This is a genomic window from Streptomyces venetus (assembly GCF_039540295.1).
GTDB classification, from domain to species: domain Bacteria; phylum Actinomycetota; class Actinomycetes; order Streptomycetales; family Streptomycetaceae; genus Streptomyces; species Streptomyces venetus.
The window spans coordinates 945,771-972,422 of record NZ_BAABET010000001.1; the positions used below are offsets into that span (position 1 = coordinate 945,771).

The following is a 26,652-nucleotide window of genomic DNA, read 5'->3' on the forward strand; positions in this document are numbered from 1 at the left end:
CACTGGCAGCCCCACATGCCTCGGAAGAAACTTTTCTCCGACCCGTGTCGCTGGCGTGCCGTGTTGCGGTCGGCTCACCTTTCACCGCCTTCGGGACACACTCGCTCTCGCCTTTGTCCTGCCGTATACACAATCCACTTTCCCTGAAAGAGTCAGGCACCCCATTGACGCCGCCCCCGTGGCTCACGATCGCAAAACAGTGCACGATCGTGACCAAAAACGACCACTTATTCGCCCCTTCATTGCATGTCGGCTGCTCATGCAACCGCTCGGGTCCCAATCGCGTCCGTGACATCACCCGCCCCACCCCCGCTCGAGGATCGGAGACCCGTGTCAGCTGAGACGACCCCTGTGCTGCGAACCGTGATCGAGCAGTCCTCCCGGGTTCTGCAGACGTACGAAGTCGACCCGGGGCTGGTAGCGGAACACTCGAACGGCGAACGTCGCATCACACAAGGCGGTTACGGCGACCGTCAACTCTTCGAACTCGTCCAGAACGCGGCCGACGAAATCGCTGCGGAACCTGGTGGTTCCGTCCATGTCGTCCTCACCGGCTCCCACCTCTACTGTGCCAACGAAGGCACTCCGGTCACCCCTGAGGGGGCCGAAACCATTCTCCGGATGAGCATGTCCCGTAAACGCGGCGGGCAGATCGGCCGATTCGGCGTAGGAGTGAAATCGGTCCTCGTGGTCACGGACACCCCTGAATTCTTCAGTCGAACCGGCAGCTTCGGCTTCGATCGCGCATGGTCGTATGGACAGATCCGTTCCGTGCCCGGGGTCGTGGAGCGATACGGCCCCGAATTCGAAGCTCCGGTGCTGCGGATGGCGCGCCCGCTCGACGAGCGGCTGGCGCGCGTCTCCGACCCGATCCTCGACGAGCTGCTCACCTGGGCGACCACCGTCGTGCGACTGCCGCTGCTCGACGGGGCGGACGACCGACTCGGCCAGGACATGCACGGAGACCGCACGCGTCGCCCCGGTGAGCAGCGCGAGGAGTTCCCGGCAAGTTTCCAGCTCTTCTCGCCGCACGTGGCGAAGGTCGTCCTCGAGGACCGTCGACCTCGTCCTCTCGCCCGGCGGGTGCTGACCGCCCAGCAGAACGGCGACCTGCACACAGTGATCGAGGAACGGACCGGAAGGCCCAAGGCCACCAGCAGCTGGCGCGTCTTCACCGCTACCCACGAGCCCGGCCGGGCCGCTCGGGAGGACGCCGGCGAACTCCATGGTCGGCTCTCGCTCGATCTCGCTTGGGCCGTACCCGAGTTGACGAGGGAGGAGAAGAGCGGACTGTACGTCAGCCCGAAGGCTCGTGGTCGGGGACGATTCTGGTCCTTCTTCCCGACCAAGTACGAGATGTCGTTGAGCGGGATCCTCAACGGTGCTTGGAAAACCAACGAGGACCGGCAGAACCTGCTCGACTCCTCGCCCTTCAATCAGGAGATGATCAAGGAGTCCGCGGCGCTGGTCGTCGACTCTCTGCCCGCTCTCGCCCCGAGCGCGGACCCGGCCGCCTACCTTCCCTTGCTTCCCGGGCGTGTGAAGGAAGCGATCAGCTGGGCGGACGAGTTCCTCACGCGTGAGATCTGGGCCCAAGCGGCGGTACGTCCGTCGTTGCCCGACCAGGACGGAGTTCTTCGTGTCCCGGCCGAGCTGTGCTCTCACCCTCGCTTCGACAAAGACCCGGAACGGCTCGCGGGCTGGTTGCGGATGTGGCACGAGTGCCCCGGCCGCCCCAAGGACTGGCTGCACCCCAGCGTCGAGACCGACTCCCTGCGATCCGGAAAGGTCGAGCACATCCTCGGTGCGGCCGGACTCGAGCGCAGCAGCGTGCGCGAGTGGTTGGAGGCGCTGGTCGCGAGCGAGAACGTCGGGGTGTCCGCTGTGGCGATCCGCATCCTCGCGGACATGATCGAAGCAGAGAACCCCCACGTCGATGAGGCGCGGAAGGCACGGATTGTTCTCACAGAGGAACACGGTCTCGTCGCACCGGTGCCGGGCCGGGTGTTCCGCCGTGCGGATCAAGGTGGACTGCGTGAGTCCCTTGTGTACGTGATCGACGGCATCGCTCAGGACCCTTCGATGGCCCGCGCTCTCAACGCACTCGGTATCCGGGAGGCGGACGCCGAGGGCCGCTTCGTGAGCGTTCTCGACCAGGGCTTCAGCGGCTACGGTGACACTGAATGGGAACGGTTCTGGGAACTGTTCCGGCAGGCCGGGGGGCGCCGGCTGACCCACAGGGTTCTTGAGCGTGTGCCGACGCCCCGCGAGACGCTGCGCGTGCGGACCGTCGACGGGAAGTTCCGGCCGGTGCGAGACTGCATGCTCCCCGGCATCGTGGTCGACGCCGGGCGCGACCCGAGCATCGCCGTCGACAAGGAGTTCCACTCCGACGATCTCGCCTTCTTCTCGGAGATCGGACTGCGAGAGCGCCCCTCCACCGGAGTGCAGCCCGACGGCGAAGCCTGGTTCGAGGAGTACCGAGAGGCAGTCCACTCGGCCTATCTGCGGGGACTGGACCAGCGCGCGCCTCGCCCTTCCCTCAGCAGGATGAAGGTGGAGGGTTCCGCGATCGGCGGCCCGCTGCACCTGTTCCGGTCGTTGTCGGAGGAATCCCGCGCAGCCTTCCTGAAAGCACTGCCGGACGACTCGGTCGTCGACAACTGGACCCGCCAGATCGGCTCGCAGACGAGCACCCGACAAGCCGTGACCTCACCGATCCGGTGGTTGCTCAGGAAGCACGGGTTCGTCTCCACCTCCCAGGGGATCAAGCCGCTGAGGGAAGCCGTCGGACCACAGCTCGGCGCCTATCGTGACGTGTTGCCGGTCGCCGACATCTCTCCGGAGAAGGCCCGAAAGCTGCGACTGCCGACCACGGTCGACGAGGTCCCGTCCGATCGCTGGGACACGCTCCTGGCCGAGGTGTCCCGCAGCGAGGACGACGTCTTCGTCGGAACCACCTATGTGATGCTCACCCGGTTCGGCGCGGAGTTCCCCGAGGACTCTCTGACCCGGTGCCGCATCGGTGACGTCTGGGACGGCCGCCCCGATGCCGAGATCACCGTCGCTGTCGGAGCCGCCGAGTATCGGGCGCTGCGTGCCGAACAGCTTCCCGCGCTGCTCGTGTCGACCCCCGAGGACGCCGAGCTGATGGTCGAGAAGTGGGGCATGCTCCGCTACGCCGATGTGATCAGCCGCGAGACTCGCGAGGTCCCGGAGGGCGACGCAGTACTCCTTGTGGAGCTGTATCCCGCGCTGCGCCAGCGGCTGAACAGCACGAGCCGTAACAGCCTCGTGCAGCGGTGCATCGAACTCGAGGAGGTGATCCGCACGCCGAACGGTACGCAGCACACCACCCTCGACGCGGTGCGCCAGGGCAGCACGGTCAAGGTCCGTGTTCCGCTCGCCTCGGAGGCGATGCTGCGACTGATCGACCGTGAGATGGAACTCGGCCTCGGCAACGCCGGCTGTCGGGCGGTGCTGGAGCACCAGGAGCGCATGGCTCGGGACAGCGAGACCAAGGCCTCCCTCAAGGCCGTTCGCGACGCCGAGAACGTAGTCACCAAGATAGAGCTGCTGATCGGCGCAGAGGCCCTGCGATCCGGGCTGCCGGAAGGGCTGATGGAAGCCGAGCTGCAGGAGGCCACAGGTGCGGAGCCGTCCGGGCACCGGATCGCGCAGATGGCCTTCAACGCGCACGGCGACGGCGTTCTGCAACAGCATGCCCGGGACATCCAGGCCAAGTTCCCCAATGCCCCGGTCGCCTACAGCGGCTCGCCGGCCGCCGTGGCCTTCGTCTCGGACTTGCGGCTGCCGGTGTCCTTCGCCGGTTCCAGGACACCGTCCCCGCCTCCCTTCGAGACAGTGGACGGACCGCGGGACTTTCCCCGGCTGCACGACTACCAGGAGGACCTGGTCCGGAACATCTCCACCCTGCTCGACCGGCTGGCCCCGCAGCGCGGCATGTTGTCCCTGCCCACCGGTGCGGGCAAGACCCGGGTCACCGCCGAAGCCGTGATCCGTTGGGTCAAGAGGCTGGGCGACCTGCAGGGGCCCCTCCTGTGGATCGCACAGACCGAGGAGCTGTGCGAGCAGGCCGTACAGAGCTGGAAGTTCGTCTGGAACAAGGTGGGGGCGGAGCGACCGCTGACCATCAGCCGGCTCTGGAGCAGCAACGAGGTGGGGAACGTCGTGGACCACCCGCACCTGGTCGTAGCGACCGATGCCAAGCTGGAACGGTGCCTGGCCACCGAGCAGTACAGCTGGCTGCGGCAGGCCGCACTGGTGATCGTGGACGAGGCGCACACCGCCGTCTCCAAGCGCTACACCGAGATCCTCGGGCAGTTGGGACTCACCCAGTACACGACGGAACGGCATCTGCTCGGTCTGACTGCCACCCCCTTCCGCAACACCAATGAGGAGGAGACCCGCCGGCTGGTCAACCGCTTCGGCAACCGGCGGCTCGACGAGGGTGTGTTCCCTTCCGGTGACCCGTACCGGGATCTCCAGGAGTGGGGGATGCTCGCGCAGGTCGAGCACCACACGTTGGAGGGTGGTCGCATCGAGCTGACGCGGGACGAGAAGGCGCAGGCCGAACGGATGGCAGTGCTCTCCCGCGCCGCCGAGCAACGCCTCGCTGACGACCATGCGCGCAGCCGCCGCATCGTCGACGAGGTGGCCCAGCTTCGGGAGGACTGGCCGACTCTGCTCTTCGCGACGTCCGTGGACCACGCGAAATACCTGGCAGCCATGTTGAACGACCGCGGGATCCCGGCCGCGGCAGTGGACTCGACGACCAGCGCTCAAGACCGGCGTCGGCGGATCGAGGACTTCCGTACCGGACGGATCCGCGTGCTGACCAACTACGGCGTGCTCACACAGGGTTTCGACGCGCCGGCCACCCGTGTCGTGGTGGTGGCTCGCCCGGTCTACAGCACCAACGTCTACCAGCAGATGATCGGTCGAGGTCTACGCGGACCCAAGAACGGGGGGAAGGACACGTGTCTGATCCTCAACGTGAGCGACAACATCGCCAACTTCGACACTCAGCTCGCCTTCACTCAGTTCGAGCATCTCTGGAGCCGTAAGTGACCGACGTCTACCTCGACAGCCCTCCGCTCACCGACGAGCAGCGGGCCGTGGTCGAGCAGCCCTGGGACGCTCGTGTCCTGGTCACCGCCGGCGCCGGTGCGGGAAAGACGCACACGTTGGTGCGCCGGCTCGATGCGCTGTGCGGTAACCAGGACCCCGATGAGGCGCTGGAGGCCGCAGAGGTTCTGGTGCTCACCTTCTCCCGGGCCGCCGCCCGGGAATTGCGCGAACGCATCGCGCGGCACGGGGAACGGGCCCGTCGTGTACGCGCCCAGACTTTCGACGCCTGGGCGTACGGAGTGCTCGTCCAGGCGTACTCGGACCGGGAGTGGGGTGGGGTCTCCTTCGACGAGCGGATCAAGGCCGCGGCAGAGGCGATCGAGAAGGGCGCGCTGGAGACCGGCGACACCGCACCGCCCGCCCATGTGGTGATCGACGAGGTGCAGGACCTGTTGGGGCACCGCCGGGAACTGGTGGAAGCCCTGCTCGACCGCTACCAGGACAGCTGCGGCTTCACCGTGGTCGGTGATGCCGCACAGTCCGTCTACGGCTTCCAGATCGAGAACCTGGCCGAACGAGTCGACGAGACGGGCCGATTCTTCGAATGGCTGCGCTGTTCGTACCCCGATGACCTGGTGGAGCTGCGCCTCACCCGGAACTTCCGGGCCGTCACCTCCGAGGCACGGACCGCGCTGGCGCACGGCCCCCGGCTTCAGCAGGTCAGCGATACGGACGAGGCAGCGACGCTCTACGAGGAGCTGCGTGACCTGCTCCTGGATCCTGTGAACGGAATGGGGGATCTCACCGACCGATTCGTGTTGGACGGGCTGCGGAACCACTCCGACTCATGCGCGATCCTCACCCGTGACAACCGACAGGCCCTGGTGGTCTCCGGCCTTCTTCACCAACACGATATCGAGCACCGGCTGCGGCGGCCCCTGGAGGAGAGGCCGGTGCCGTACTGGGTGGCGGAGTTGCTTCGCCGCACCGAGGCCACCGGCCTCACCGAGGACCGATTCCGCTTACTGCTCGCGGAGATTCCTCTGCCGTACGAGCCGAATGCGAGCGCCTTGTGGACGGTACTGCGCCGGTTCACGCGCGCGACCGGCCGCAACGTGATCGATCTGGAGCGGCTGCGCCGTCTGGTCGCCGAGAGCAGGTTCCCCGACGAAGCGGCCGACCCGGAGACGGCACGGATCGTGGTCTCGACCGTGCACCGTGCCAAGGGACTCGAGTTCGACCGGGTGATCGTTCTCACTCCACCGACCATCGCCGAGCTCCACAAGCAGCACAAGGACGAGCTGGACCTCCCGGCTGAGGCCCGAGCCTTGTACGTGGCGATGACGCGCGTCCGCCAGGACCTCTACCACGCCCATTCCCCCGAGCTGCCGATCCTCAAGAGAGCGGGTGGCCGCAAGAACGGCCGCCGATACGTCGGCGGATGGCGGTCGTACGACAGATTCGGGATCGTCGCCGAGGCCGGCGACGTCAGCCGCGACAACCCTCCCGGCCACGAAAGCGACGCTGTGGCAACCCAGGCGTACCTTTTGGCGCACGTCGGCCCGGGACAGGAAGTGGTGCTGCGCAAGCGCCACGACCTGCCGATGGGTGAGTGCCAGAGTCCGCCGTACGTCGTGGCGCACGACGGGCGGGAGATAGGTGAGGCGTCGGAGCGGTTCCGCGAGGAGCTGTTCCAGGTGCAGAAGGTGAACCGGACGTGGGAGCCCTGGTGGCCGGAGGAGATCCACGGTCTTCGGATCGACACCCTGGAGACCGTGACGGGCAGCACCGCCGCCGGAGCCAACGCCGGACTGGGCGAGCGAGGCATCTGGATCGCCCCGCGGATCACCGGCATAGGCCGGTACCGCAGAGCCGACAACAACGAGGAGCAGGGCTCATGACGCACATGGCAGGCCGACACTCCGAGCACTATCGGGTGCGGGACGAGGAACTCCTGGCCGGGCTCCGCCGTGAACTGCTCGGTCCCGCCGACGGCGCCGCGCCCCACGACCGGGACGAGGTGCTCACCCAGGACGCGCCGATCGACCGATACCTCACCGGCGTGCTTTACCCGCAGGCCTCCAAGGAGCGAAAGGTCGAGATGGCCGCCGAGCAGGACGGCCCGGACACCGCTTCCGTGACTTCCCGCGACGTCGAGGAGTCCGACATCACGCAGGATGTCGGCGCCTCTGGAGACAGGCGTCCCTCCTCCATGGGCCTGACCTTCGCTGTCGCCCCGACCATATGCAGCACGATCGTGGTCTCGAGCCGCGCGGCCGTCTATGAACCCACGGACGCCGACGGTATCCCGCTCCCCGCCCGCCGGGCCGAAGCCCGTACCACCGCCGAGCAGAGGGAGCGGTGGCGGCGAAGGGAACTGCGACTCCCCGACCAGACCATCGACGTGACCGCACCCGCGCCCGACGAACCGATCACGCTCCTTGCCGAGAAGGTCGCTCTGCACGTCATCGTGCGTCGCCCCGACCGCGAGACCGGCACAGTCTCGGTCACGGTCACGTTGATCAACCAGCAGAAGATCGGCGAGCGGGATCTGCAGGACGCCTTCTCCTTGTTCCAGTGCGGGTTGACAGTCCGGGCCACCGACGGCTCCACTGCGTTCGTCGAGCGTTCGGCCCCGGCCTCCGCGCACGACCCGGAGATCGCCACGAGTAGGCTGCTGCACCGCCATGCCCCGACCTTCGCCGTGGGACACGGCTGCTCGGCCGCATGGGACTGGACCCCACCGCCGATCGGCGTGACCGACGCCGTCTCTCAGGCCGCTGTGCCTGAGGTCCGGAGCGATTTCGTACCCAGCGTGGAAGTGCTGCTCACCGACTCCAACCCGGAGATCGACAGCTCGTCGCTGTCCATGCTGGGGCTGGGCAAAAATTCGGACGCCGACATCCTGGCCGCTCTGGAAAGGCTCGCCACGGGTTACCAGCACTGGATCGATCGCAAGTCGGCCGAGGCGGACGCCCTGATGGGCGGTCCCCACGGGGAGCCCGCACGCGACCAGGTGAAGGCGTGCCGCGAGGCGCTCGGCCGAATCCGCGAGGGCATCGAACTGCTGCGGGACAAGTCCGACTTGATGTTGGCGTTTCGGCTGGCCAATCGCGCCATGGCTCACCAGCGCGCCCGCAGCAAGTGGGTGAAGGACGGACGCATCGGCGCTCCCGACCCTGCGGCCGGCGAGTGGCGCCCGTTCCAGATCGCCTTCGTGCTGCTCTGCATGGCCGGCATCGACGACGCCGAGCACCCCGACCGGAAGATCTCCGACCTGCTGTGGTTCCCCACGGGTGGCGGGAAGACGGAGGCCTACCTCGGGCTGATCGCCCTGACGTCCTTCCTGCGGCGCATCCGCAAGGGCGCGGACGGCGGTGGCGTCACCGTCCTCATGCGCTACACGCTGCGGCTGCTCACTCTTCAGCAGTTCGAGCGGGCGGCGACCCTGCTCTGCGCCATGGAGCACCTTCGGCGCCACACTCCTGAACTCGGCCATGAGGAGTTCTCCGTCGGCATGTGGGTGGGGCGCTCCGCCACCCCCAACACACTGGCCGAGGCGGACGCCAGGCTCGAAGAGCTGCGCGCGAACCTCGACAAGCGGCTCGCCACCGAAAACCCCGTTCAGTTGCACGCCTGTCCTTGGTGCGGGACCCGCCTCGACGCTCGGGACTACGAGGTCGACGAGGACGCCAAGCGGATGCACGTCCGCTGCCCGGGCACGGAGTGCGACTTCGCCGGCGGTCTCCCCGTCCACCTGATCGACGAGGCGGTGTACGACGCGCGCCCCACACTCGTGATCGCCACCGTCGACAAGTTCGCGTCGATGCCGTGGCGTCCGGCGACCTCGGCGCTCTTCAACCGCGACGACCCGAACGACGGCACCCCTCCCCCGGAGCTGATCGTCCAGGACGAACTGCACCTGATCTCGGGTCCCCTGGGCACCCTGACCGGCCTCTACGAGACTGCCGTGGACGCGCTCGCCGACTGTCCCAAGGTGATCGCCTCCACGGCGACCATCCGTCGCGCCGCCGACCAAGGCCTGCACCTCTTCGCCCGGGACGTACGCCAGTTCCCGCCCGCCGGTCTGGACTCCCGCGACTCGTGGTTCGCCGTGGAGACCCCGCGAGAGGAGAAGGCGAGCCGCCGCTACGTCGGCCTCCTGGCGCCCGGCACCAGTCAATCCACCCTGCTCATCCGTACGTACGCCACATTGCTGCACCGGGCCAAGCACGCGCAGACCGAGGACGAGGTGCGCGACGCGTATTGGAGTCTCGTCGGCTACTTCAACAGCCTCAGGCTGCTCTCCGCGGCCGAGCTCCAGGTCCACGACGACGTGGTGGCATATCTGGAACTGCTCGCAGAGCGTGAGGGCGTGCAGGTGCGGTCGATCGCGAACTACTCGGAGCTGACGAGTCGGGTCGACGCCAGCGAGATCCCGACCCGACTCAAGGGCATCGAGAAGAAACACCCCGACGAGGACGCCGTGGACGTCCTGCTCGCCACCAACATGATCGCGGTGGGCGTGGACGTGGATCGTCTCGGCCTCATGGCCGTCATGGGTCAGCCGCAGACGACCGCCGAGTACATCCAGGCCACCAGCCGAGTCGGCCGCGCGCACCCGGGCCTGGTCGCAGTCATGCTCAACTCGTCGCGTCCTCGCGACCGTTCCCATTACGAGAGCTTCCAGCACTTCCACTCTGCTCTCTACCGCGAGGTCGAGTCGACCTCCGTCACCCCCTTCTCCGCACGTTCCAGCGAACGGGGCCTGCACGCGGTGATCGTCGCCCTCGCCCGCATCATGATCCCTGCCGCCCGGCCGAACGAGGGCGCCGGCAAGGTCGAGTCCTACGCAGACATCCTCGAGGGCGATATCAAGTCAGTGCTCATGGACCGCGTGAGCGCGGTCGCCCCGGAGGAGACCGAGGCCGTGTCCCGGGACTTCGACGAGTTCGTCGAGTGGTGGCGCAAGGAAGCCAGCAATCACAGCGGCTTGCTCTTCGAACCGAAGCGGGGCAATCGTGCTCCCTCACTTTTGAAGCCGTACGACGACGAGTCCGAGCGCGAGGCGTACTCCACGCTGTGGAGTCTGCGCGATGTCGACGCCGAGACCGCCCTGTTCATGGAGGGAACCCGATGACCCCGCCTCCCGCCCGCCGTCGCCGGACCGCCGCCGGAGGAGGTACGCCCGCCCACAATCTTCCGCGGCGCGGTGCTGTACGTCGCGCGCAGGCGATCACTACGTATGGCGTCGGATCGCTCATCGCCGTCGATCAGGAATCGTTCATCGTCTCCGGACTGGACGAGGCCGAGCAGAGCTGGAGCGGCGACGAGTCCCCGCGGATCTACGAACGCCGCCTGGCCCGAGTGCTCGGCGTCGACTACTTCCGTCTGCCGCCCGCGTCCGACGACACGAGCAAGGACGGTCTCCGGGTCCGACGCTTCCCTCTCATGCACTCCTGCCCCGAGTGCACCGAACTGCAGCGACACGGCGACTTCAACCCGCCCGCCGGCCGAAGCATCTGCGGCACGTGCGAAGTCGACCTCGTGCCGTCCCGTTTCGTCGTCGCCTGCGAGTCCGGACATCTCGGGGAGTTCCCGTACTGGCAGTGGGTGCACCGCTCCACCGACCGCGATGCCGCGTCGCTCGGACCATGCGGAGGCAGATTGAAGCTGCGCTCGTCCGGGCGCACCTCCTCGCTCCGCTCGATCCTCGTCTCCTGCACCTGTGGACAGGCGCCCGAGGTCTCGATGGAGGGCTCCTTCCGCAGGAACGCGCTCAAGGACCTGGGGCTCAAGTGCCGAGGCACCCGCCCCTGGCTAGGCACGTCGGCCCCGGCAAAGGACTGCGGCCTCCCCCTGCGCACACTCCAGCGCGGTTCGTCCTCCGTGTGGCAGCCGGTTCTGAAGTCGGCGCTCTCCATCCCGCCGTGGAGCAACGGCCGCGCGGATCCCCTCGCCGAGCACTGGGATGCGCTCCGCCAGTACGACAGCCGGGAGCACGTCGAGATCTACCTCAAGGGCGCCTTCAGGGGCAGCGAATGTCCTGTGCCGTTGGACGAGGTGATGATGCTGCTCGCCGCGGAGCGCGAAGAGGATCCTGACAGTGAGGCTGCCCCCACCTTCGACCACCGCTACCGCGCCCTGCGTAACAAGGAGTACGAGCGTCTCCGCTCCGGCAACGACGAGAGCGAGCACTCCCGCGACGAGCAGTTCCTCTGCGAGAGCCCGCTGGGCGACCAGAGCGTACTCGACCCACTCGGCGTCACTGGCCCGATGCTGGTCAAGAAGCTCCGTGAGGTACGCGCCCTGAAGGCGTTCACCCGACTCATCGACGCCGAGTCGACCACCGATTCCAAGGAGATGCCACTCTCCGAGAACCCCCTGCGCTGGCTTCCTGCCATGGAGGTGCGCGGCGAGGGCGTCTTCCTCCGACTGGACGAGGACCGACTCGCCACCTGGGAGAAGGCGCCGGCGGTGGCGGCCCGAGTCGAGCGGATGCGCACCGCCCACCAGCGGGTGCTGGAGCAGCGTGCAGACGACCCGAGCCGGGTCGTCCCCTCCCCGGCCACCCCACGCATGGTGTTGCTGCACACTCTGGCCCACGTCCTCATCAACGAGTGGAGCCTCGATGCGGGCTATCCGGCCGCTTCCCTGCGTGAGCGCCTGTACGCAGCGGACGACATGGCCGGAGTGCTCATATACACGGCGACCAGCGACTCGGCGGGCAGCCTCGGCGGTCTCGTCGCACAGGGCGAACCGGAGCTCCTCGATCGCACGGTTCGTTCTGCCGTCCGCCGCGCCGAGTGGTGCTCCTCCGACCCGCTCTGCATGGAGACCGACACTTCGGGGGGTACCGAGACGAACCTGGCCGCCTGTCACTCGTGCGTGATGCTCCCGGAGACCAGCTGCGAGCACAACAACATTCTGCTTGATCGTGCGCTGCTCGTCGGTGCCACGGAGGATCCCGAAATGGGGTTCTTCGCGGGGATACTGGACCGCTAGCAGCCAACCGGGTGCCTTCACAACCCACGCTGCAGGGCCACATGCTCGGCCTCGAAGCGCATTTGCGCCCGGTCGAGCATGTCGTCCGTGTCTCGGCCGTGGGCTTGGAGCCAATGGAGGAAGTCGGTGATCACCGCGATAACCGTCTCATCTGCCACGGCCGAGGCCAACACGCCGGCGGCCGTGCCGCGTGGCGAGTGCGCCGCAGCGGCGTAGAGACGGAGAAGAGCCTCGGCCCGCACCACACCGGGCGCGTCTACGTGCCCAGTGGGTGTGGTGAGCTTGGTGGCCAGTTCGCACCATGTGATCTTCCGGTCCGGGCGCAGCAGGACACCCCAGCGATCGGCGATCGCGTCCACGAGTGCCATGCCCCTCCCGTCCTCGCAGTCCCCGGTGCTCGTATCACGAAGGACGGGCAGCGCCCGCGTGTCGGGGTCATGCACCTCGATGCGCAGGTGCGTGCCTCTGAGGGAGACGGCAAGCGTCGCGGGAGTGCCGTGCCCGACATGCGTGATGACGTTGGACACCAGCTCACTGACGCACAGTTGAGCCTCGTCGGTGATGTCGTGCAGTCCCCAGATCCCCAGGTGCAGTCGCATGATCCGGCGCAGGGAAGCCACCTCTACGGGTTCGGCAGTGAAGGCCAGCTCCCACGGCTTCCGTGACATGCATGCTTCCTGGCCCACATGGACCCCTCTCATCGCAGTCGACACCAGCGAACAGCGCAGTGTCACGACTGCTCACTTTGAGTTGTGTTGTCGACCACTGTGCTGGCATCACATCCCGTCGTGCAATGTGCACGACGGGAATCCCACTTCCGTGTGATTGGCACGCACATCACTTGGCGCAAGACTGAACACCCGCTACGTGGAAGAGGGTTGGAATGGCCGGTTCACCGACGGCACGTCGTCGCCGTCTCTCGATCGAGCTGAAGAAGCTCCGCGAGAAGAGCACACTCACGTGCGCCCAGGTCGGTGCGGCTCTGGACTGGAGTGGCTCCAAGGTCAACCGGATGGAGACGGGCAGCGGACGCATCCAGCCGTCGGACATCGACGCGCTGTGTCGCTTCTACGGCACGAGCCAGGAACTGCGCGAGTTCCTCAAGTCACTGGCCCGGCAGGCAAAAGTGCGCGGCTGGTGGCAGGTCCACGGCGCCGGTGTCCCCGAGTGGTTCAACATCTACATCGGCCTCGAACAGGACGCGTCGACATTCCGCCAGTATCAGTGCGAGGTCGTGCCCGGCCTCATGCAGACGGAGGGGTACGCGTCCGAGCTCCACAAGACCGGCGCTCACATGTCGGCCGAGGACATCACCAGGGCAGTACAGGTCCGCATGGAACGTCAGGCGATGCTGACTCGACCTGACGCTCCTGACGCTTGGTTCGTCGTGAACGAGGGCGCCCTGCGCCATGTGATCGGGGACCGCGCGTCGATGCGGGAGCAGATGGAACGTGTCCTGGAGACGGCCGAACTGCCGACGGTGACCTTGCAGGTACTCCCCTTCGACTCCGGGACCTACCCGGCCACGGGTTCCTTCACCATGCTGGGTTTCCCGGCCCCGGAAGATCCGGACATCGTCTACCGAGACGGCATCACCGATGCCATGTACCTGGAGGGCGAGCATCATGTCCGTGAGTACACGAGGGCCTTCGACGGCCTCCGGGCTGCGGCCTTGAGCCCTCAACGCTCCACTCTGTTGATCGAGTCGATCTTGAAGGATTACGCGCGGTGACCATACAAGGATCCACTGGAAGCGCCCGCCCGGCATGGTTCAGGTCGTCCTACAGCAACGGGGCCGGAGGCGAGTGCGTCGAGTGCGCGCACACCGACGACGGCATTCTCGTGCGCGACTCAAAGGCCGCGAAGGCGCAGGTGGTAGCGGTGGGAAGCGCTGCTTGGCGGCCTTTCGTCCAGGCAATGATCTCCGGCAGCGCGGCACGTTAGCAGTCATCTCCCGCCTCGCCACTACGTCGATCGGTCGGGGGCAGGACGGACCGCGACACCTGCCCACCGAGACGAAAGCCATGGCCGGTCCCCAGTCGTTCGGTCACGCCGGGCGAGGTGGCTCGCTCAGGTTCGCCGACCCTGAGCATGGTGTCGCCTTCGGGTACGTGATGAACCACATCGAAGGCCCTGACGACGTCCGGGCGGCCTCACTCGTAGAGGCGATGCGAAAACCGCTGGCGTAGGAGGCCAGGCCTCTGCCCGTCCCGTTGGCCAGGCAGTACTCAAGGCCGCCCGGTTCTCATGAGGTTGGCGGTTCCGGGGCGAGCGTCAAGAGCGCCCTTCGGGCGTCGGCTTCGCCGATTGCGCTTCGCTTCACTCTTGACACTCGTCCCTCCACCGCGGGGATTTGGCCGACCGGGCGGCCCAGAGGTGGGGCGGCGGGGACGGCGAGGCAGGGGCTCGGGAGCGTCGCCGAGTGCGGGTACCCGGTGGCGTTCAAGGGTGGCAACGAAGCTGCTCGCGGCTGCCACCACCGCCATCGCCGCCCTCCCGGCGGCGGCGTGGTGTCAGCGTGCGAACTTTTCGATGGCTGCTGGGGTGACGGGCGTGAAGAAGTTGACGAGGTTGCCGTCGGGGTCGCGGAAGAGCAGCGATCGGTTGCCCCAGGGCATCGTGGTGGGCTCGTTGACGAAGTCGGTGACGAAGCCGGTCAGGTTCTGGTGGACGCGGTCCACGTCGTCGACGAGGAACTCAATGATCACGCTGTGGTTGTCCGCCGGGCGGGCGGAGCCCGGGGCGAACAGCGGGACGGTGCGGGTGCCGGCGATCGCGAGGGTCGCGCCCGCTGTCCTGAGCTCGGCGAAGTCCTCGGTGGCCCGTATCGCCCGCACCCCTGTGGCTCGCTCGTAGAAGTCGACGAGGCGTGCGACGTCGCTGGTGATGATGCGGATCGAGACGAAGTCCATGGGGATCTCCTTGGCGGTACCGGAGGCTTACGCGTCGCAGGCTAGGAGAAATAGAGGACAGAATCGGTCCTGTATGCGCGTTACGCTGCGAACATGCCTCGACCCACCGGCCGCGTGCTGACACTCCTGGAGCTGTTGCAGTCGGGCGGCACCCGGACGGTGGCCGAGCTCGCCGACCGTCTCGGCGTCGAAGGGCGCACCGTGCGGCGGTATGTGAACCAGCTGATCGACCTGGACGTGCCCGTGGAGTCGGTGCGCGGCCGCTACGGCGGGTACAGGCTGGCCCCCGGGTACCGCTTGCCTCCGCTCATGCTCAGCGACGACGAGGCGCTGGCCGTGCTGCTCGGCCTGGTCGCCGGCCGCCGGGCGGGGCTGACGACGACGGAGTCCACGGCGAGCGAGACGGCGTCGGCGAAGATCCGGCGGGTGCTGCCCAAGCACGTCGCCCGTCGGCTCGACACACTCCTGGAGGCTCTCGCCTTCACGGATCAGCCCGGCGAGTTGGATCGCCCGGACGCCGGGGTCCTGCTCACCATCGCCGATGCGGTGCGGCACCGTCGGCCGGTCTCGCTCCGCTACACCGACCGCGACGGACGGCGCAGCGAACGCATACTGCATGCGTACGGGATCGTCGCCCATGCGGGCCGGTGGTACGTCACGGGAAAGGACGCCCAGGTCGGCGAGGACCGAACCTTCCGGCTCGATCGCATCGCAGACCCGAGGGCCCTGCCCGGCTCGTTCGAAGCGCCCGTGGGTCCCGATCCGGCGCAGCGCGTGTTGTCGGGATTCGCCACGGCCGAGTACCAGCATGAGGTGACCTTGCGGATCCACGGGACGGTTGAGCAGATCCGCGCGCATCTCCCCGCCGGCGTCGCGAGGCTGGAGGAGCACGAGCCCGCGGCCGGGCAGGACCCGGCGGCCGAGCGCTGGCTGCGCGTCGAGCTGCGGGCGCAGCGGCTCGACTGGTTGCCTCGGATACTCGCCTCGCTCGACCGGCCGTTCGTCATCGAGCGCCCCGCTGAACTGCGCGACCTCGTCATCGCGCTCGCCGATCGCCTCGCGTCCTACGCCCGCCAAGCCTGACGGTGAGGAACCGATGTCACTGCAGAGGGACGCTCGCGGCGTATCCGGTGCACGCATCGCACCTGGTGAGCAGGTCGTGCTCGCAGTTGATCACGTGGACGAGGAATCGTTCGGCGTCCTCGAGTTGTGCTCGTTGCGTCCGGATCCGGTGGAGTTGCCGCTCGATCACGCCCGTTCTCTCGGGTTCACGCCGGTGAAGGACCTGCCGGATGTCCGGCAGGCTCATGCCGACGCCCTGGCACGCCCGGAGGACCCGCAAGCGGTGGAGGTGCTCCTCGCTGTATTCGCGCCGGCCGGACGGGGTGCGGTCGGGCACGACGACACCCTCGTCGTCCCAGTGTCTGAGTACATGCACCGCCACTCCGAGACGGTGAGCGGCTTCTCCGATCTTCATGAGGCCATTGTCCTTGCTTGACCTCAGGTCGACCTGAGGTTCTAGCTTCGTCGCATGAACACGAGGGAATCGCGACTGCCGGATCCTGTCCACATCGACGTCGACGGGGTGGGCGTCGCCACGTACGTTCTGAATCCCGAACGGCGGGCTCCGCTGGGGGATGTGGTGTTCTGCCACGGCACGCCGTGGTCGTCGCAGGTGTGGGCGGATGCGGCACGGCACCTGAGCAGCAGCCATCGAGTGTTCCTGTGGGACATGCCTGGGTACGGCCGATCGCCGAAGGATCCGGAAGTGCCGGTCGATCTCGCCTCCCAGATGTCCCGCTTCTCTCGACTGCTCGCGTGCTGGGGCCTGGACAGGCCGTACGTCGTCGCGCACGACATCGGAGGGGCCGTGGCGCTCGGGGCTCACCTCCTTCACGAGCGTGAGTACGCGCGTCTGTTCCTCTGGGACGTGGTGACGCTGGATCCGTGGGGATCGCCGTTCTTCCGTCTGGTCGCCGACCATGCCGATGTCTTCTCGCAACTGCCGGCCCCGCTGCACACGGTGTTGGTCAAGGAGTACATCGCCGGCGCGGCACGTCACCGGTTGACCTCCGACTGGGTGGACGCGTTGAGTCAGCCGTGGTTGGGGGCTTCGGGTCAGCCTGCGTTCTACCGTCAGATCGCTGCGCAGCGGTCTGAACACACTCGACCGCTGGTGGAACGTCTGCGGCAGGTGAGGTGCCCGGTGACGATCGGCTGGGGTGAGCTGGACCCCTGGATTCCTGTCGGCCAGGCGGCTCAGTTGCAGGACCTGCTCCCCGGGGATCCGCCCGTGATCACGCTGAGCGGCATCGGGCACCTTGCCCCTGTCGAGACGCCGTCGCGTGTCTCTCGCGCTCTCGGCGAGTGGCTCGCCTGATCTGCGGAGCACGGTTCATCGGGTGATCGGGGTGGCGCCCGTCGCCGCGACGGACAGCTCCCAGAGCCGTGCTGCCGAGTCGGGGTCGATGGCGTAGGCGCGGACACCTCCGTCGTCCATGGGCTCGTCGAGGGCCGAGACGCGCGCGATGTCGCAGTTCTCGAGGTAGAGCCCGCCGCGGTGGTCCAGGAGTGGGGATGTGGCGGCCCACAAGCCCGTGGCGGCACCCTGCGAAGGCGTCTTGAAGTCGGTGCCGATCACGGTGCCGTGTTCGTCCACCCAGCCGCGGTCGATCTGCTCCTGGAGGGTCATCTCGCGTTGGAGGCCGGTGATGATCTTGCCTGGGTGGAGGGTGAAGGCACGGACGCCGTGAGGGTGGCCGAGGGTGTCCAGGTGCACCGCGAACAGGGCGTTGGCGGTCTTGGACTGGCCGTACGCGAGCCACTTGTCGTAGCCGGTACGGAAGTGCGGGTCGTGCCATCGGATGTCGGTCAGGGTGTGTCCGGCGGAGCTGTTGACGACGACGCGGGCGCCGTCGGCGGCGGCCAGGAGCGGGTAGAGCTCGGATGCGAGGAGGAAGTGGCCCAAGTGGTTGGTGGCTAGCTGGCCTTCCCAGCCGGGGCCTACGCGTCGTTCAGGGGTGGCCATGACGCCGGCGACGGCCATGAGGAGGTCGAGCTTGTCGGTGGAGTCGCGGATTCGCGCGGTGGCGGTGCGCACGCTGTCGAGGTCTGCCAGGTCCATGGGGATTACTTCGCAGCCGGGCACTTCCTTGAGAGCGGCGCGGGCGGCAGCGGGTCGGCGGGCCGGGACGATGACCCGGGCACCGGCGGTGGCCAGGGCGCGGGTGGTCTCCAGGCCGAGTCCGGAGTAGCCGCCTGTGACGAGGGCGGTCTTGCCGGAGAGGTCGAGGCCGGCCGTGACGTCCTCGGCGGTGCTGGCCGCGGAGAAGGGTGTGCCGAGCGGCTGCTGATGGGTGGTGGGCATGGCGGTGACGCTATGAAGTAGAGCGAGGTCTAGATCAAGTCCGGGGCAGTGGGTTCTAGGCTGGACGGCATGGCGACTACCGAGCCCCGTGCACAGGCACTGAGCATCGGCGAGGTGGCCCGGCGGACCGGGCTCAGCGTGCATGCTCTGCGTTTCTACGAGCGTGAGGGTCTGCTGGTCGGCCCCGTCCGGCGCACCGCGGGCGGCCGACGGCGGTACACCGAGGTCGATGTCGACTGGCTGCTGATCTGCGTCAAGCTGCGCGAGTCCGGGATGCCGCTCGCGGAGCTCAAGCGGTTCGCCGAGCTGGTGCGGCAGGGGCCGGGGAACGAGGCCGAGCGGCTCCAGCTCCTCGACGCCCATCAACAGCGCGTCGAGGCGCAGATTCGGGCGCTGGAGGAGTGTCGCTCCGTCATCGCCTGGAAGACGAGCGTGTACGCCGAGCACCTGGCCCGTGGGGAGGCCGGTGGCCTCTGGGATCCGACGGCCTAGCCTGCTCGGCAGGGGCGCCCTTCGGGCTTCGCGTCCGCGCCTACCGAAAGCCGAGGTGCGGATCGGTGCCGACCAGCTCACCGCTGAGAGCCCACAGGCGGGCGGCGACCGTCGGGTCGGCCATGTGCGAGGGGACGGGCTCACGCCGCGGTAGACCACGCAGGCCGAAGACCCTCGGCCCCCACAACTGCCCTCCCTCCACCTCCGGGTCGAGGACGGCACGGACGACCGGCCATGCTCCGGCGTCCTTGCCCTGTACCAGGAGCGCGGCGGGCAGGGTGCGCAGCCGTTCGCCGGGGGTCGTCACGCTCACCGGCGGGCGGGAGGGGGTGAGGGAGTCCAGTGCGCCGCCGGGGTGGGCCACCACACTGAGCACGGTGCTGCCGACGGTACGCAGGCGGCGGTCGAGTTCAAAGCCGAAGCTCATCTGCGCCAGCTTCGACCGGCCGTAGGTGCGCTTGGGCCGGTAGTCCTGGGTCGACTGAAGATCGTCGAGGTCCAGTCGTTCGGACCGCGCCGCGAAGCTTCCCACCGTCACGACGCGGCCCGCCGGCGCCGCGGACAGCAAGGGGGCCAGCCACCGGGTCAGCGCGAAGTGGCCGAGGTGGTTGGTGCCGAACATCAGCTCGTGACCGTCCCTGGTCTCCTGACGCGGTGGGTCGTCGAGGGCGACCCCCGCGTTGTGGACGACCGCGTCGAGGTGATCGAGGTCCAGCCTGTCCACGGCGGTCTTCAGGGACGGCAGGTCGGCGAGGTCCAGTCGGAGGTGCCGCACCTGTGCGCCGGGGACGCGCGAGCGGATCGAGGCCATGGCGGCGTCGGCCTTCGCACGGTCCCGGCTGCCGAGTACGACGACGGCGCCGGTGGCGGCGAGCTGCTCCGCGGCGAAGTAGCCGATCCCGGCGTTCCCCCCGGTGATCAGGAAGATCCTGCCCTCGGCGGACGGCAGCCGGTGAACGTCCCACGGTCGGCTCTGGGATGCGGAGGACACGACGACAGGCTCCTTGCGCTCTGGGGCGGCGTGCTCATGGGGAGCACCAACGCGCCCAAGGTCGCAATCTCCACCGACATACCGGCGACAGATTCCCTACATGCCTCCGGAGAGCTCGTCGCCCAGGGGGTGGCCGTCGTGCGGGGTACGGGCGCCTACGGTGTCGGCGTCAGGTCGGCTCGGCCGAACAGGAGGGCGTAGCCGGCGGGGAGTTGGGCGAGGATGCGGGTCACCAGGGCGTCGCCGATCAGGGGCGGGAGCACGCTGAGGACCGAGCTGACGTCCCAGCGGGCCGTGGCGGGGGTGGCACCGGCGGTGCGGGACGCGACCTCGTCGACGAACTCCGCGGCGGTGAGCGGGTGGGTGGCCGGGATCTGGGAGGCGATCAGCCGGGCGGCCTCCTCGGGGAGGGCGCGGGCGAGGTCGACCCGTTCGTCGCCGATGACGTGGGCGCCGAGGGCCGACAGGACGGTGCGGGTGGTCCGTTCCGCCTTCTGCCGGGTGGCGTACTGGCCGGACCTCTGGACCGCCGCGACCAGTCGGGTCCAGTCGTGGTCGTCGTCGCGGTTGTGGTCGTGGTCGGTCGGGGCGGGGTGCCTCGTCGTCACACTGGGCACTGTCGTCGTGCTCATGTGCGGGGTTTTCCTCCGGGTGCCGTGTCGGGGCGCGCCGCCGGCGGGGTCGGCGCCGGCGGCGCGCCGTCGTCCTCGTGGGGGTGCGGTCAGCGGTTGAGCTGCTTGGGGGTGTCGCCGCCGCTGATCTGGATGCGGCGGGGCTTGGCCTGCTCGGCCACCGGGATGCGCAGGGTGAGGACACCGGCCTCGTACGAGGCGTCGATGCGCTCGGTGTCCAGGGTGTCGCCGAGGAAGAGCTGGCGGGTGAAGGTGCCCGTGGGGCGTTCGGCGACCAGGGGCTCCGCGCCCTCGGGGGCGGGGGACCTGCGCTCGGCTCGTACGTTCAGGACGTTGCGTTCGACGTCGAGCTCGATCGTCTCGGGGTCGATTCCGGGGAGATCGAAGTGGACGAAGAAGTCGTCCCCGGAGCGGTAGGCGTCCATCGCCATCGCGGAAGGGCGGGTGGCGGGGCCGAAGACCTGCTGGGTGAGTCGGTCGAGCTCACGGAAGGGGTCCGTGCGCATGAGCATCACTGTTCACTCCTCTCTTCAGGCGTTGCCTGTGCGATGCCCTACGGTCTACGTCTTCTTATATAGCTCGGAGGAGGAAAGTTGACAAGCCCTGGCTCAGGTTCGCAGGGCGTGTGTCCTGCGCCCTGCCGCGTGTGCCCCGCGCCGTGGGAGTTAGCCTCAAGATCTCGAACAAGTGCCGTAGGCAGAACGCAGGAGGCAGACATGGCCAGGGTTCCCAGCGCGGTGGTCGCCGCGAGTGGTCTCGTGGGTGGGTACGGCGTGGCCCGCTGGACCAGGCAGCGGCCGCTCGGCGGGGTCGTGCTCGCCGTCGCCGGGGTGGCGGCCGCGCGGCAGTGGCGGGAGCAGGCCGGTGGGGTGGCCGCGGCGGCGTTGTCGGCCGCGTATGTCGGCGCCTTCGCGGGCTCTCATCCGCTGGCCAAGAAGGTGGGTGCGTGGCCTGCCGTGTTCGGGGTGGCGGGGGCCGTGGGGCTGGCGTCGTGGGCGGTGGCGGATCGGCGCGGCTGACCGGCCGACCCCGGACGCACCGGGGAACGGCATACAAAGAACCCGGCCCTGTCACCCAGGGCCGGGTTCTTGTCGGAGCGCCGGGCAGGCCTTGCACCTGCATTTCCCCGCAGGAAGCGGGGCGTCTTTCCTTGGACCACCAACGCACTGTCCGCCGACCGGAGTTCCGGCGACTGGACGCAGATCAACTATAGCGCAGTTTTTGTTATCGGCTTCGCCGTCCGGGCGTCTCCTCACCGTCCCCCGCAGGTACGCGATTTACGACGCTGAGGTACGACGACGTGACACGACAGATCAGCCGCCGGAGCATGTTGAAGGCATCGGGTGCGGCGGCAGGCGCCCTGGGTGTGGGGGCGACGGCAGCGGCGACGCCGGCCACCGCCGCCGACTCCCCCTTCGCACACCCCGGGCTGCTGCACACCCGCGCCGACCTGGGCCGGATGGCCGCCAGGGTGAAGGCGGGCGCCGAGCCGTACACGGCCGGGTTCGCCAAGCTCACCGCGAACCGGCACGCGCAGAGCGGGTGGCGGGCGAACCCGCAGGCCGTCGTGTACCGGGGATCGGGTTCCCCCGAGAACTACCGGATCCTCTACAACGACATTCACGCCGCCTACCAGAACGCCCTGCGGTACCACGTCAGCGGGGACGAGGCCCACGCCGACACCGCCGTGGCGATCCTCAACGCCTGGTCGGGGAAGCTGACCCGGCTGGAGGGCAGTGCGGACCGGTTCCTCGCGGCCGGGTTGTACGGCTATCAGTTCGCCAACGCCGCCGAGCTCGTGCGTGAGCACCCGGACTTCGCGCTCGGGCGGGCGCAGGAGCTGATGTCGGGCGTCTTCCATCCGCTGAGCGACGACTTTCTGAGCCGTCACAACAACGCGGTCGTCACCAACTACTGGCCCAACTGGGATCTGACGGCCGTCGCCTGTGTGCTCGCGACCGGGATCTTCTGCGACGACCGGGCCGTCGTCGAGCGGGCCGTGGAGTACTTCAAGCACGGGGACGGGATGGGGTCGGTCCGGCATGCCATTCCCGTCGTGCATGACGACGGGCTGGCGGAGTGGGTCGAGGCCGGGCGGGACCAGGGGCACGCGCTGCTCGGGGTCGGCCTGATGGGCACGGTGTGCGAGATGGCCTGGAACCAGGGGATCGATCTGTACGGGTACGACGACAGCCGGTTCCTCAAGGGGGCGCAGTACGTGGCCAAGTGGTGCCTGGGCGGGGATGTGCCGTACACCGCCAACACGCGGAGGAAGGGTGCGATCGGGGGGTGGTCGGGGAGCGAGACCGCGTCCGGTGTGGCGGTGGCCGATCCGGCCATGACCCGGCCCATCTGGGCGATGATCGCGCATCACTACACCAGACGGCGGGGGCTGTCGGCCACCTACGTCACGCGTGCGGCGGCCAAGGCCGCGCCCGAGGGCGGGGGTGGGGACTACGGGCCCAACAGCGGGGGGTTCGATCAACTGGGCTTCGGAACCCTGGCGTTCACTCGCGGGCGGGCCGATGACGTGTCCGCGCCGCCGAGTCCGGCCGCTTCCGGCGACGCCGGGGGTGGCGTCCGGCCGCAGTCCGGGGCCGGTGCCTCCGCCGTCCCTGACGCGGGTCGTGACCTCGCCGCCACGGGGGCGGAGGACGTCGTCGGATGGGCAGCGGCGGCGGGGGTGACGGCCGTGGCCGGGGGGTTGCTGTTGCTGCGACGGCGGGGCGGGACCGAGTAGCGCCAGGGTGACCGCCATGTCCCTTGTGTGACAGGGGAGTTGGGGTAAGGCTGTGGTTCGTCTGTGAACTTCTGTTCTACGGAGGAACACCTGTGCCATTCAACACCCCATCGGTCCCACGCCCGGAGAGACGCGGGCGACTGGCCGTCGCAGCGCTGGTCACCGCGCTGTTCGGCCAGTTGCTGACCGGGACCGCGATCGCCGCGCCCTCGCCCTCGCCCGAGGACAGGGCCGAGGACAGGACCGAGGCTTCCTTATCCGGCCGAATAGCCTGGGCGCCCTGTGAGTCGCCCTCCGGCGAGGGCACCTTCGAATGCGCCAGCGTCAAGGTGCCCGTGGACTGGAAGCGGCCGAAGGGCGCGACGTTCGATCTGGCCCTCGCCCGCCACAAGGCCACCGACCCGGCCCGCAGGATCGGTTCGCTGCTCGTCAACCCCGGTGGGCCGGGGGGCTCCGGGGTGGACTTCGCGTTCTCCGCCCCGAACAGCTTCTCCGCCGATCTGCTGGCGCGGTTCGACATCGTGGGCTTCGACCCGCGCGGTGTCGCCCGCAGCAACCCGGTGAAGTGCGACCTGGACCGGGTGCTCGCCCAGGACGCGCTGCTCTATCCGGACAGCGCCTCATCCTTCGCCGCCCTCCGCACGGCCAACCGCGCGCTCGGCGAGAGCTGCCGCGACCTCACGGGCCCGCTCGCCGACCACATGGACACCGGAAGCGTCGTCCGCGACATGGAGGCGATCCGCGCGGGGCTCGGCGAGCGGCGGATCAGCTACTACGGCGTCTCCTACGGCACCGCGATCGGCCAGCAGTACGCCGAGCGCTACCCGCACCGCATCCGCGCGATGACGCTCGACTCGAACATGGACCACAGCCTGGACGCGTGGGGCTTCCAGAAGACCGAGGCCGTCGGGGTGGAGGGGGCGTACGGTCAGTTCGCCGACTGGTGTGCCCGCACCCCGTCGTGTGCGCTGCACGGCCGGGACGCCCGCGCGGTGTTCGACTCGCTCTACAAGCGGGCGGAGGCCGGTGAGCTGGTCGAGCCGGGCGACCCGCCCCAGCCGATCCGCCCCCGGGATCTCCAGGCCTTCGCCCAGCGGGGCATGTACGACCCGGCCGGCTGGTCCGGGTTCGCCGAGACGCTCGCCCAGCTGGACTCCGCCGGTCCCGCGGCGGCACGGGCCTTCGGAAAGTTCGGGGAGCCGACGGAGTACCCGTTCAATTCGGTGATGTGCCAGGACTACGACTTCGAGGTCCCCTCGTACGGCACGCTCGCCCGGTTCGAGCGCGCGCTCGGCCGGCTCGCCCCCGTGACCCGGTTCAGTTCTCTGGGCTGGACCGTCCAGAACGGCTGCCAGGACTGGCCGAGCAAGGTCAACAACCCGCAGCGCCGGCTCAAGGTGGACGGCACCCCGCCGATCCTGGTGACCAACAGTCGGTTCGATCCGGCCACTCCGTACTCCTGGGGCGCCAACGCGGCCCGGCAGATCGGACGCGAGGCCGTGTTCCTCACGTACGACGGCGTCGGCCACGGCGACTACTGGCTGAGCCCGTGCGCGCGGGACGCCATCGACACCTACCTCGTGACCCTGAAGACCCCGCGTAAGGGCACCCACTGCCCGGCGGTGTGGCCGGCCGGGCCCTCCGCCCAGCGGAAGTCGCCGTCCGGGGGCCTCGTCAACCCGCTGCCCGAGCTGCTGGGCACGGGGACGTTCGGGTGAACCTGGTGAAGCGGCCGGGCGCGGTGCGGCCGTGAGTGTGGGGGCGTGGTTCCGGACGACCGGAACCACGCCCCCATCTCCCACCGCACTCCCCCGCGGTCTGCTACGCCGTCGCCGGCTTCGATCCCGGGGAGCCGGGCCCCTGATCGCTGTCGGCTCCCCCGCTCGTCGCCGGGGCCTCGTCCGCCGCCGTGAGCGGCTTGGCGATGTCCTCCAGGGAGCGGCGTTCCGCGCGGACCGCGAGGAGCGCCGCCGCCAGGCCGGCCAGGCACATCAGGGCCGCGCCGATCTGGAAGGCGAGGACCGTGTCGCCGACCTTGCCGGTGCCGGTGAGGTCGGCGAAGAGGAGGGGTCCGCTGATGCCGCCGGCGGCGGTGCCGATGGCGTAGAAGAAGGCGATCGACATCGCGCGGGTCTCCATCGGGAAGACCTCGGAGACGGTGAGGTAGGCGCTGGACGCCCCGGCCGAGGCGAAGAACAGCACCGCGCACCAGCAGGCGGTCATGGTGGTGGCGCTCAGGGTGCCCTGGTCGAACAGCCAGGCCGTGCCGAACAGGAGCAGGCCGGACAGGAGGTAGGTGCCGGAGATCATGATGCGGCGGCCGACCGTGTCGAAGAGCTTGCCCAGCAGGAGCGGGCCGAAGAAGTTGCCGATGGCGATGACGGCGAAGTAGTAGCCGGTGTTGCCGCTCGGGACGTCGAAGAACGTCGTCAGGATCGCGCCGAAGCCGAAGGTGATGGCGTTGTAGAGGAAGGCCTGGCCGATGAAGAGGGCGAAGCCGAGGATCGCGCGGCGGCGGTAGTCGGAGAAGACGGTGCGGCCGATCTCCAGGAAGGAGACGCTGCGGCGCTGGTGGATGGTGATCTCGCCCTCAGGGCGCGGCAGCGGTTCGGACCGCTCCTCGTCGATCTTCTGCTCGATGGAGGAGACGATGCGTTCCGCCTCGTCGTCACGGCCGTGGATCAGGAGCCAGCGGGGGCTCTCCGGGACGTGCCGGCGGACCAGGAGGATCACCAGGGCCAGGACCGCGCCGAGGGCGAAGGTCAGGCGCCAGCCCACGTTCGCCGCGAAGATGTCGGTGTCCAGGGCGACGATCGAGAGGAGGGAGCCGAAGACCGCGCCCAGCCAGAAACTGCCGTTGATCATCAGGTCGACGCGGCCCCGGTACTCCTTGGGGATCAGTTCGTCGATCGCGGAGTTGATGGCCGCGTACTCGCCGCCGATGCCGAAGCCGGTGAGGAAGCGGAAGAGGAAGAACCACCAGGTGTCGAAGGAGATGGCGGTGAGGGCGGTGGCCGCGAGGTAGACCGCCAGGGTGATCATGAAGAGCTTCTTGCGGCCCCATCTGTCGGTGAGGCGGCCCCAGAACAGGGCGCCCGAGCAGGCTCCGGCCACGTACAGGGCGGCCGCCATGCCGGTGACCTCGCCGGAGGTGATGGGCAGGCCGCTGCCGGGCTCCGAGAGGCGGCTGGCGATGTTGCCCACGACGGTGACCTCGAGGCCGTCGAGGATCCACACGGTGCCGAGGCCGATGACGATCGTCCAGTGCCAGCGCGACCACGGGAGGCGGTCGAGGCGGGCGGGGATGTCGGTGGTGATGGTGCGGCCGGTCCCGGCCTGTGCGGTGGTCATGGGCTCCCTCCTCGTCGAGCGGAAACCCGGGCCGAGTGCCCTGAGCGCTTTCCCTTACGCCTTGGGGCAGC

Annotated in this window: 20 protein-coding genes; 12 read left to right on the forward strand and 8 right to left on the reverse strand. The window is 68.7% G+C overall.

Annotated elements, in window-relative coordinates; genetic code table 11:
• Positions 1-246: 246 nt before the first annotated feature.
• From ABEA82_RS04100 to drmB, 4 genes are read left to right on the forward strand one after another with little or no spacing between them, the layout of a single operon-like run.
• Entirely contained in the window at positions 247-5,091 is a 4,845-nt protein-coding gene (locus ABEA82_RS04100) for a DEAD/DEAH box helicase (RefSeq protein WP_425588471.1), read from the forward strand.
• Complete coding sequence (locus tag ABEA82_RS04105; RefSeq protein ID WP_345659950.1) at positions 5,088-6,992, forward strand: UvrD-helicase domain-containing protein; 1,905 nt, start codon at positions 5,088-5,090, stop codon at positions 6,990-6,992. Before ABEA82_RS04100 ends, ABEA82_RS04105 begins: the two co-directional genes overlap by 4 nt.
• Positions 6,989-10,231, forward strand: coding sequence for a helicase-related protein (locus ABEA82_RS04110; protein ID WP_345659951.1), 3,243 nt, complete (start codon positions 6,989-6,991; stop codon positions 10,229-10,231). The genes ABEA82_RS04105 and ABEA82_RS04110 overlap by 4 nt, the downstream gene beginning before the upstream one ends.
• Positions 10,228-12,096, forward strand: coding sequence for a DrmB family protein (gene drmB, locus ABEA82_RS04115; RefSeq protein WP_345659952.1), 1,869 nt, complete (start codon positions 10,228-10,230; stop codon positions 12,094-12,096). Before ABEA82_RS04110 ends, drmB begins: the two co-directional genes overlap by 4 nt.
• 17 nt (positions 12,097-12,113) lie before the next feature.
• Here the strand turns inward: drmB and ABEA82_RS04120 are convergent, their stop codons facing one another.
• The gene (locus ABEA82_RS04120) at positions 12,114-12,764 is read right to left on the reverse strand and encodes an ATP-binding protein (RefSeq protein ID WP_345659953.1); all 651 of its coding nucleotides are present in this window, start codon (positions 12,762-12,764) and stop codon (positions 12,114-12,116) included.
• Positions 12,765-12,979: 215 nt separating this feature from the next.
• Between ABEA82_RS04120 and ABEA82_RS04125 the strand changes: the two genes are divergently transcribed.
• Together ABEA82_RS04125 and ABEA82_RS04130 are read left to right on the forward strand one after the other, a co-directional pair.
• Positions 12,980-13,828: a helix-turn-helix domain-containing protein gene (locus ABEA82_RS04125; RefSeq protein WP_345659954.1), complete on the forward strand. Its 849-nt coding sequence runs from the start codon at positions 12,980-12,982 to the stop codon at positions 13,826-13,828.
• Positions 13,825-14,040 (forward strand): DUF397 domain-containing protein, encoded by a 216-nt coding sequence (locus ABEA82_RS04130; RefSeq protein WP_345659955.1) that lies wholly within the window; start codon positions 13,825-13,827, stop codon positions 14,038-14,040. Before ABEA82_RS04125 ends, ABEA82_RS04130 begins: the two co-directional genes overlap by 4 nt.
• Positions 14,041-14,609: 569 nt before the next feature.
• On the opposite strand, the gene ABEA82_RS04140 is transcribed toward ABEA82_RS04130, so the two are convergent.
• Complete coding sequence (locus ABEA82_RS04140) at positions 14,610-15,008, reverse strand: VOC family protein (protein ID WP_345659956.1); 399 nt, start codon at positions 15,006-15,008, stop codon at positions 14,610-14,612.
• Positions 15,009-15,101: 93 nt separating this feature from the next.
• On the opposite strand from ABEA82_RS04140, the gene ABEA82_RS04145 reads away from it, so the two are divergent.
• Positions 15,102-16,091: a helix-turn-helix transcriptional regulator gene (locus ABEA82_RS04145; RefSeq protein WP_345659957.1), complete on the forward strand. Its 990-nt coding sequence runs from the start codon at positions 15,102-15,104 to the stop codon at positions 16,089-16,091.
• A 16-nt stretch (positions 16,092-16,107) separates the two neighbouring features.
• Here ABEA82_RS04145 and ABEA82_RS38635 read toward each other — a convergent pair whose 3' ends face one another.
• Entirely contained in the window at positions 16,108-16,485 is a 378-nt protein-coding gene (locus ABEA82_RS38635; RefSeq protein ID WP_425588472.1) for a MerR family transcriptional regulator, read from the reverse strand.
• A gap of 54 nt (positions 16,486-16,539) precedes the next feature.
• On the opposite strand from ABEA82_RS38635, the gene ABEA82_RS04155 reads away from it, so the two are divergent.
• Entirely contained in the window at positions 16,540-17,388 is an 849-nt protein-coding gene (locus ABEA82_RS04155; RefSeq protein ID WP_345659959.1) for an alpha/beta fold hydrolase, read from the forward strand.
• Positions 17,389-17,403: 15 nt separating this feature from the next.
• Here the strand turns inward: ABEA82_RS04155 and ABEA82_RS04160 are convergent, their stop codons facing one another.
• Positions 17,404-18,375: an SDR family NAD(P)-dependent oxidoreductase gene (locus tag ABEA82_RS04160; protein WP_345659960.1), complete on the reverse strand. Its 972-nt coding sequence runs from the start codon at positions 18,373-18,375 to the stop codon at positions 17,404-17,406.
• Positions 18,376-18,444: 69 nt separating this feature from the next.
• Here ABEA82_RS04160 and ABEA82_RS04165 point away from each other — a divergent pair, with 69 nt between their 5' ends.
• Positions 18,445-18,867, forward strand: a complete 423-nt coding sequence (locus tag ABEA82_RS04165; RefSeq protein ID WP_345659961.1) for a MerR family transcriptional regulator — start codon at positions 18,445-18,447, stop codon at positions 18,865-18,867.
• A gap of 40 nt (positions 18,868-18,907) precedes the next feature.
• On the opposite strand, the gene ABEA82_RS04170 is transcribed toward ABEA82_RS04165, so the two are convergent.
• The 3 genes from ABEA82_RS04170 to ABEA82_RS04180 all read right to left on the reverse strand — a co-directional run bounded on the left by ABEA82_RS04170 (position 18,908) and on the right by ABEA82_RS04180 (position 21,002).
• Positions 18,908-19,858 (reverse strand): SDR family NAD(P)-dependent oxidoreductase, encoded by a 951-nt coding sequence (locus ABEA82_RS04170; protein WP_345659962.1) that lies wholly within the window; start codon positions 19,856-19,858, stop codon positions 18,908-18,910.
• A 155-nt stretch (positions 19,859-20,013) separates the two neighbouring features.
• Positions 20,014-20,490, reverse strand: a complete 477-nt coding sequence (locus tag ABEA82_RS04175) for a DUF2267 domain-containing protein (protein WP_345659963.1) — start codon at positions 20,488-20,490, stop codon at positions 20,014-20,016.
• Between the two features lie 89 nt (positions 20,491-20,579).
• Positions 20,580-21,002 carry an Hsp20/alpha crystallin family protein gene (locus ABEA82_RS04180; RefSeq protein WP_345659964.1) on the reverse strand — a complete coding sequence of 141 codons (423 nt, stop codon included), beginning with the start codon at positions 21,000-21,002 and terminating at the stop codon, positions 20,580-20,582.
• 204 nt (positions 21,003-21,206) lie between these two features.
• Here ABEA82_RS04180 and ABEA82_RS04185 point away from each other — a divergent pair, with 204 nt between their 5' ends.
• The 3 genes from ABEA82_RS04185 (at position 21,207) to ABEA82_RS04195 (ending at position 24,948) form a co-directional block, all read left to right on the forward strand.
• Positions 21,207-21,509 (forward strand): hypothetical protein, encoded by a 303-nt coding sequence (locus ABEA82_RS04185; protein WP_345659965.1) that lies wholly within the window; start codon positions 21,207-21,209, stop codon positions 21,507-21,509.
• Between the two features lie 308 nt (positions 21,510-21,817).
• Entirely contained in the window at positions 21,818-23,230 is a 1,413-nt protein-coding gene (locus ABEA82_RS04190) for an alginate lyase family protein (RefSeq protein ID WP_345660120.1), read from the forward strand.
• A gap of 92 nt (positions 23,231-23,322) precedes the next feature.
• Positions 23,323-24,948: an alpha/beta hydrolase gene (locus ABEA82_RS04195; RefSeq protein ID WP_345659966.1), complete on the forward strand. Its 1,626-nt coding sequence runs from the start codon at positions 23,323-23,325 to the stop codon at positions 24,946-24,948.
• A gap of 103 nt (positions 24,949-25,051) precedes the next feature.
• On the opposite strand, the gene ABEA82_RS04200 is transcribed toward ABEA82_RS04195, so the two are convergent.
• Positions 25,052-26,581, reverse strand: coding sequence for an MFS transporter (locus ABEA82_RS04200; RefSeq protein WP_345659967.1), 1,530 nt, complete (start codon positions 26,579-26,581; stop codon positions 25,052-25,054).
• Positions 26,582-26,652 lie beyond the last annotated feature (71 nt).

Bases quoted from the DNA above. Each gene is read 5' to 3' on its own strand.
- ABEA82_RS04100 (WP_425588471.1), top strand. From the start codon at position 247: ATGTCGGCTGCTCATGCAACCGCTCGGGTCCCAATCGCGTCCGTGACA.
- ABEA82_RS04110 (WP_345659951.1), top strand. From the start codon at position 6,989: ATGACGCACATGGCAGGCCGACACTCCGAGCACTATCGGGTGCGGGAC.
- drmB (WP_345659952.1), top strand. From the start codon at position 10,228: ATGACCCCGCCTCCCGCCCGCCGTCGCCGGACCGCCGCCGGAGGAGGT.
- ABEA82_RS04120 (WP_345659953.1), bottom strand. From the start codon at position 12,764: ATGTCACGGAAGCCGTGGGAGCTGGCCTTCACTGCCGAACCCGTAGAG.
- ABEA82_RS04125 (WP_345659954.1), top strand. From the start codon at position 12,980: ATGGCCGGTTCACCGACGGCACGTCGTCGCCGTCTCTCGATCGAGCTG.
- ABEA82_RS04140 (WP_345659956.1), bottom strand. From the start codon at position 15,008: ATGGACTTCGTCTCGATCCGCATCATCACCAGCGACGTCGCACGCCTC.
- ABEA82_RS04145 (WP_345659957.1), top strand. From the start codon at position 15,102: ATGCCTCGACCCACCGGCCGCGTGCTGACACTCCTGGAGCTGTTGCAG.
- ABEA82_RS38635 (WP_425588472.1), bottom strand. From the start codon at position 16,485: ATGAAGATCGGAGAAGCCGCTCACCGTCTCGGAGTGGCGGTGCATGTA.
- ABEA82_RS04155 (WP_345659959.1), top strand. From the start codon at position 16,540: ATGAACACGAGGGAATCGCGACTGCCGGATCCTGTCCACATCGACGTC.
- ABEA82_RS04160 (WP_345659960.1), bottom strand. From the start codon at position 18,375: ATGCCCACCACCCATCAGCAGCCGCTCGGCACACCCTTCTCCGCGGCC.
- ABEA82_RS04165 (WP_345659961.1), top strand. From the start codon at position 18,445: ATGGCGACTACCGAGCCCCGTGCACAGGCACTGAGCATCGGCGAGGTG.
- ABEA82_RS04175 (WP_345659963.1), bottom strand. From the start codon at position 20,490: ATGAGCACGACGACAGTGCCCAGTGTGACGACGAGGCACCCCGCCCCG.
- ABEA82_RS04180 (WP_345659964.1), bottom strand. From the start codon at position 21,002: ATGCTCATGCGCACGGACCCCTTCCGTGAGCTCGACCGACTCACCCAG.
- ABEA82_RS04185 (WP_345659965.1), top strand. From the start codon at position 21,207: ATGGCCAGGGTTCCCAGCGCGGTGGTCGCCGCGAGTGGTCTCGTGGGT.
- ABEA82_RS04190 (WP_345660120.1), top strand. From the start codon at position 21,818: ATGTTGAAGGCATCGGGTGCGGCGGCAGGCGCCCTGGGTGTGGGGGCG.
- ABEA82_RS04200 (WP_345659967.1), bottom strand. From the start codon at position 26,581: ATGACCACCGCACAGGCCGGGACCGGCCGCACCATCACCACCGACATC.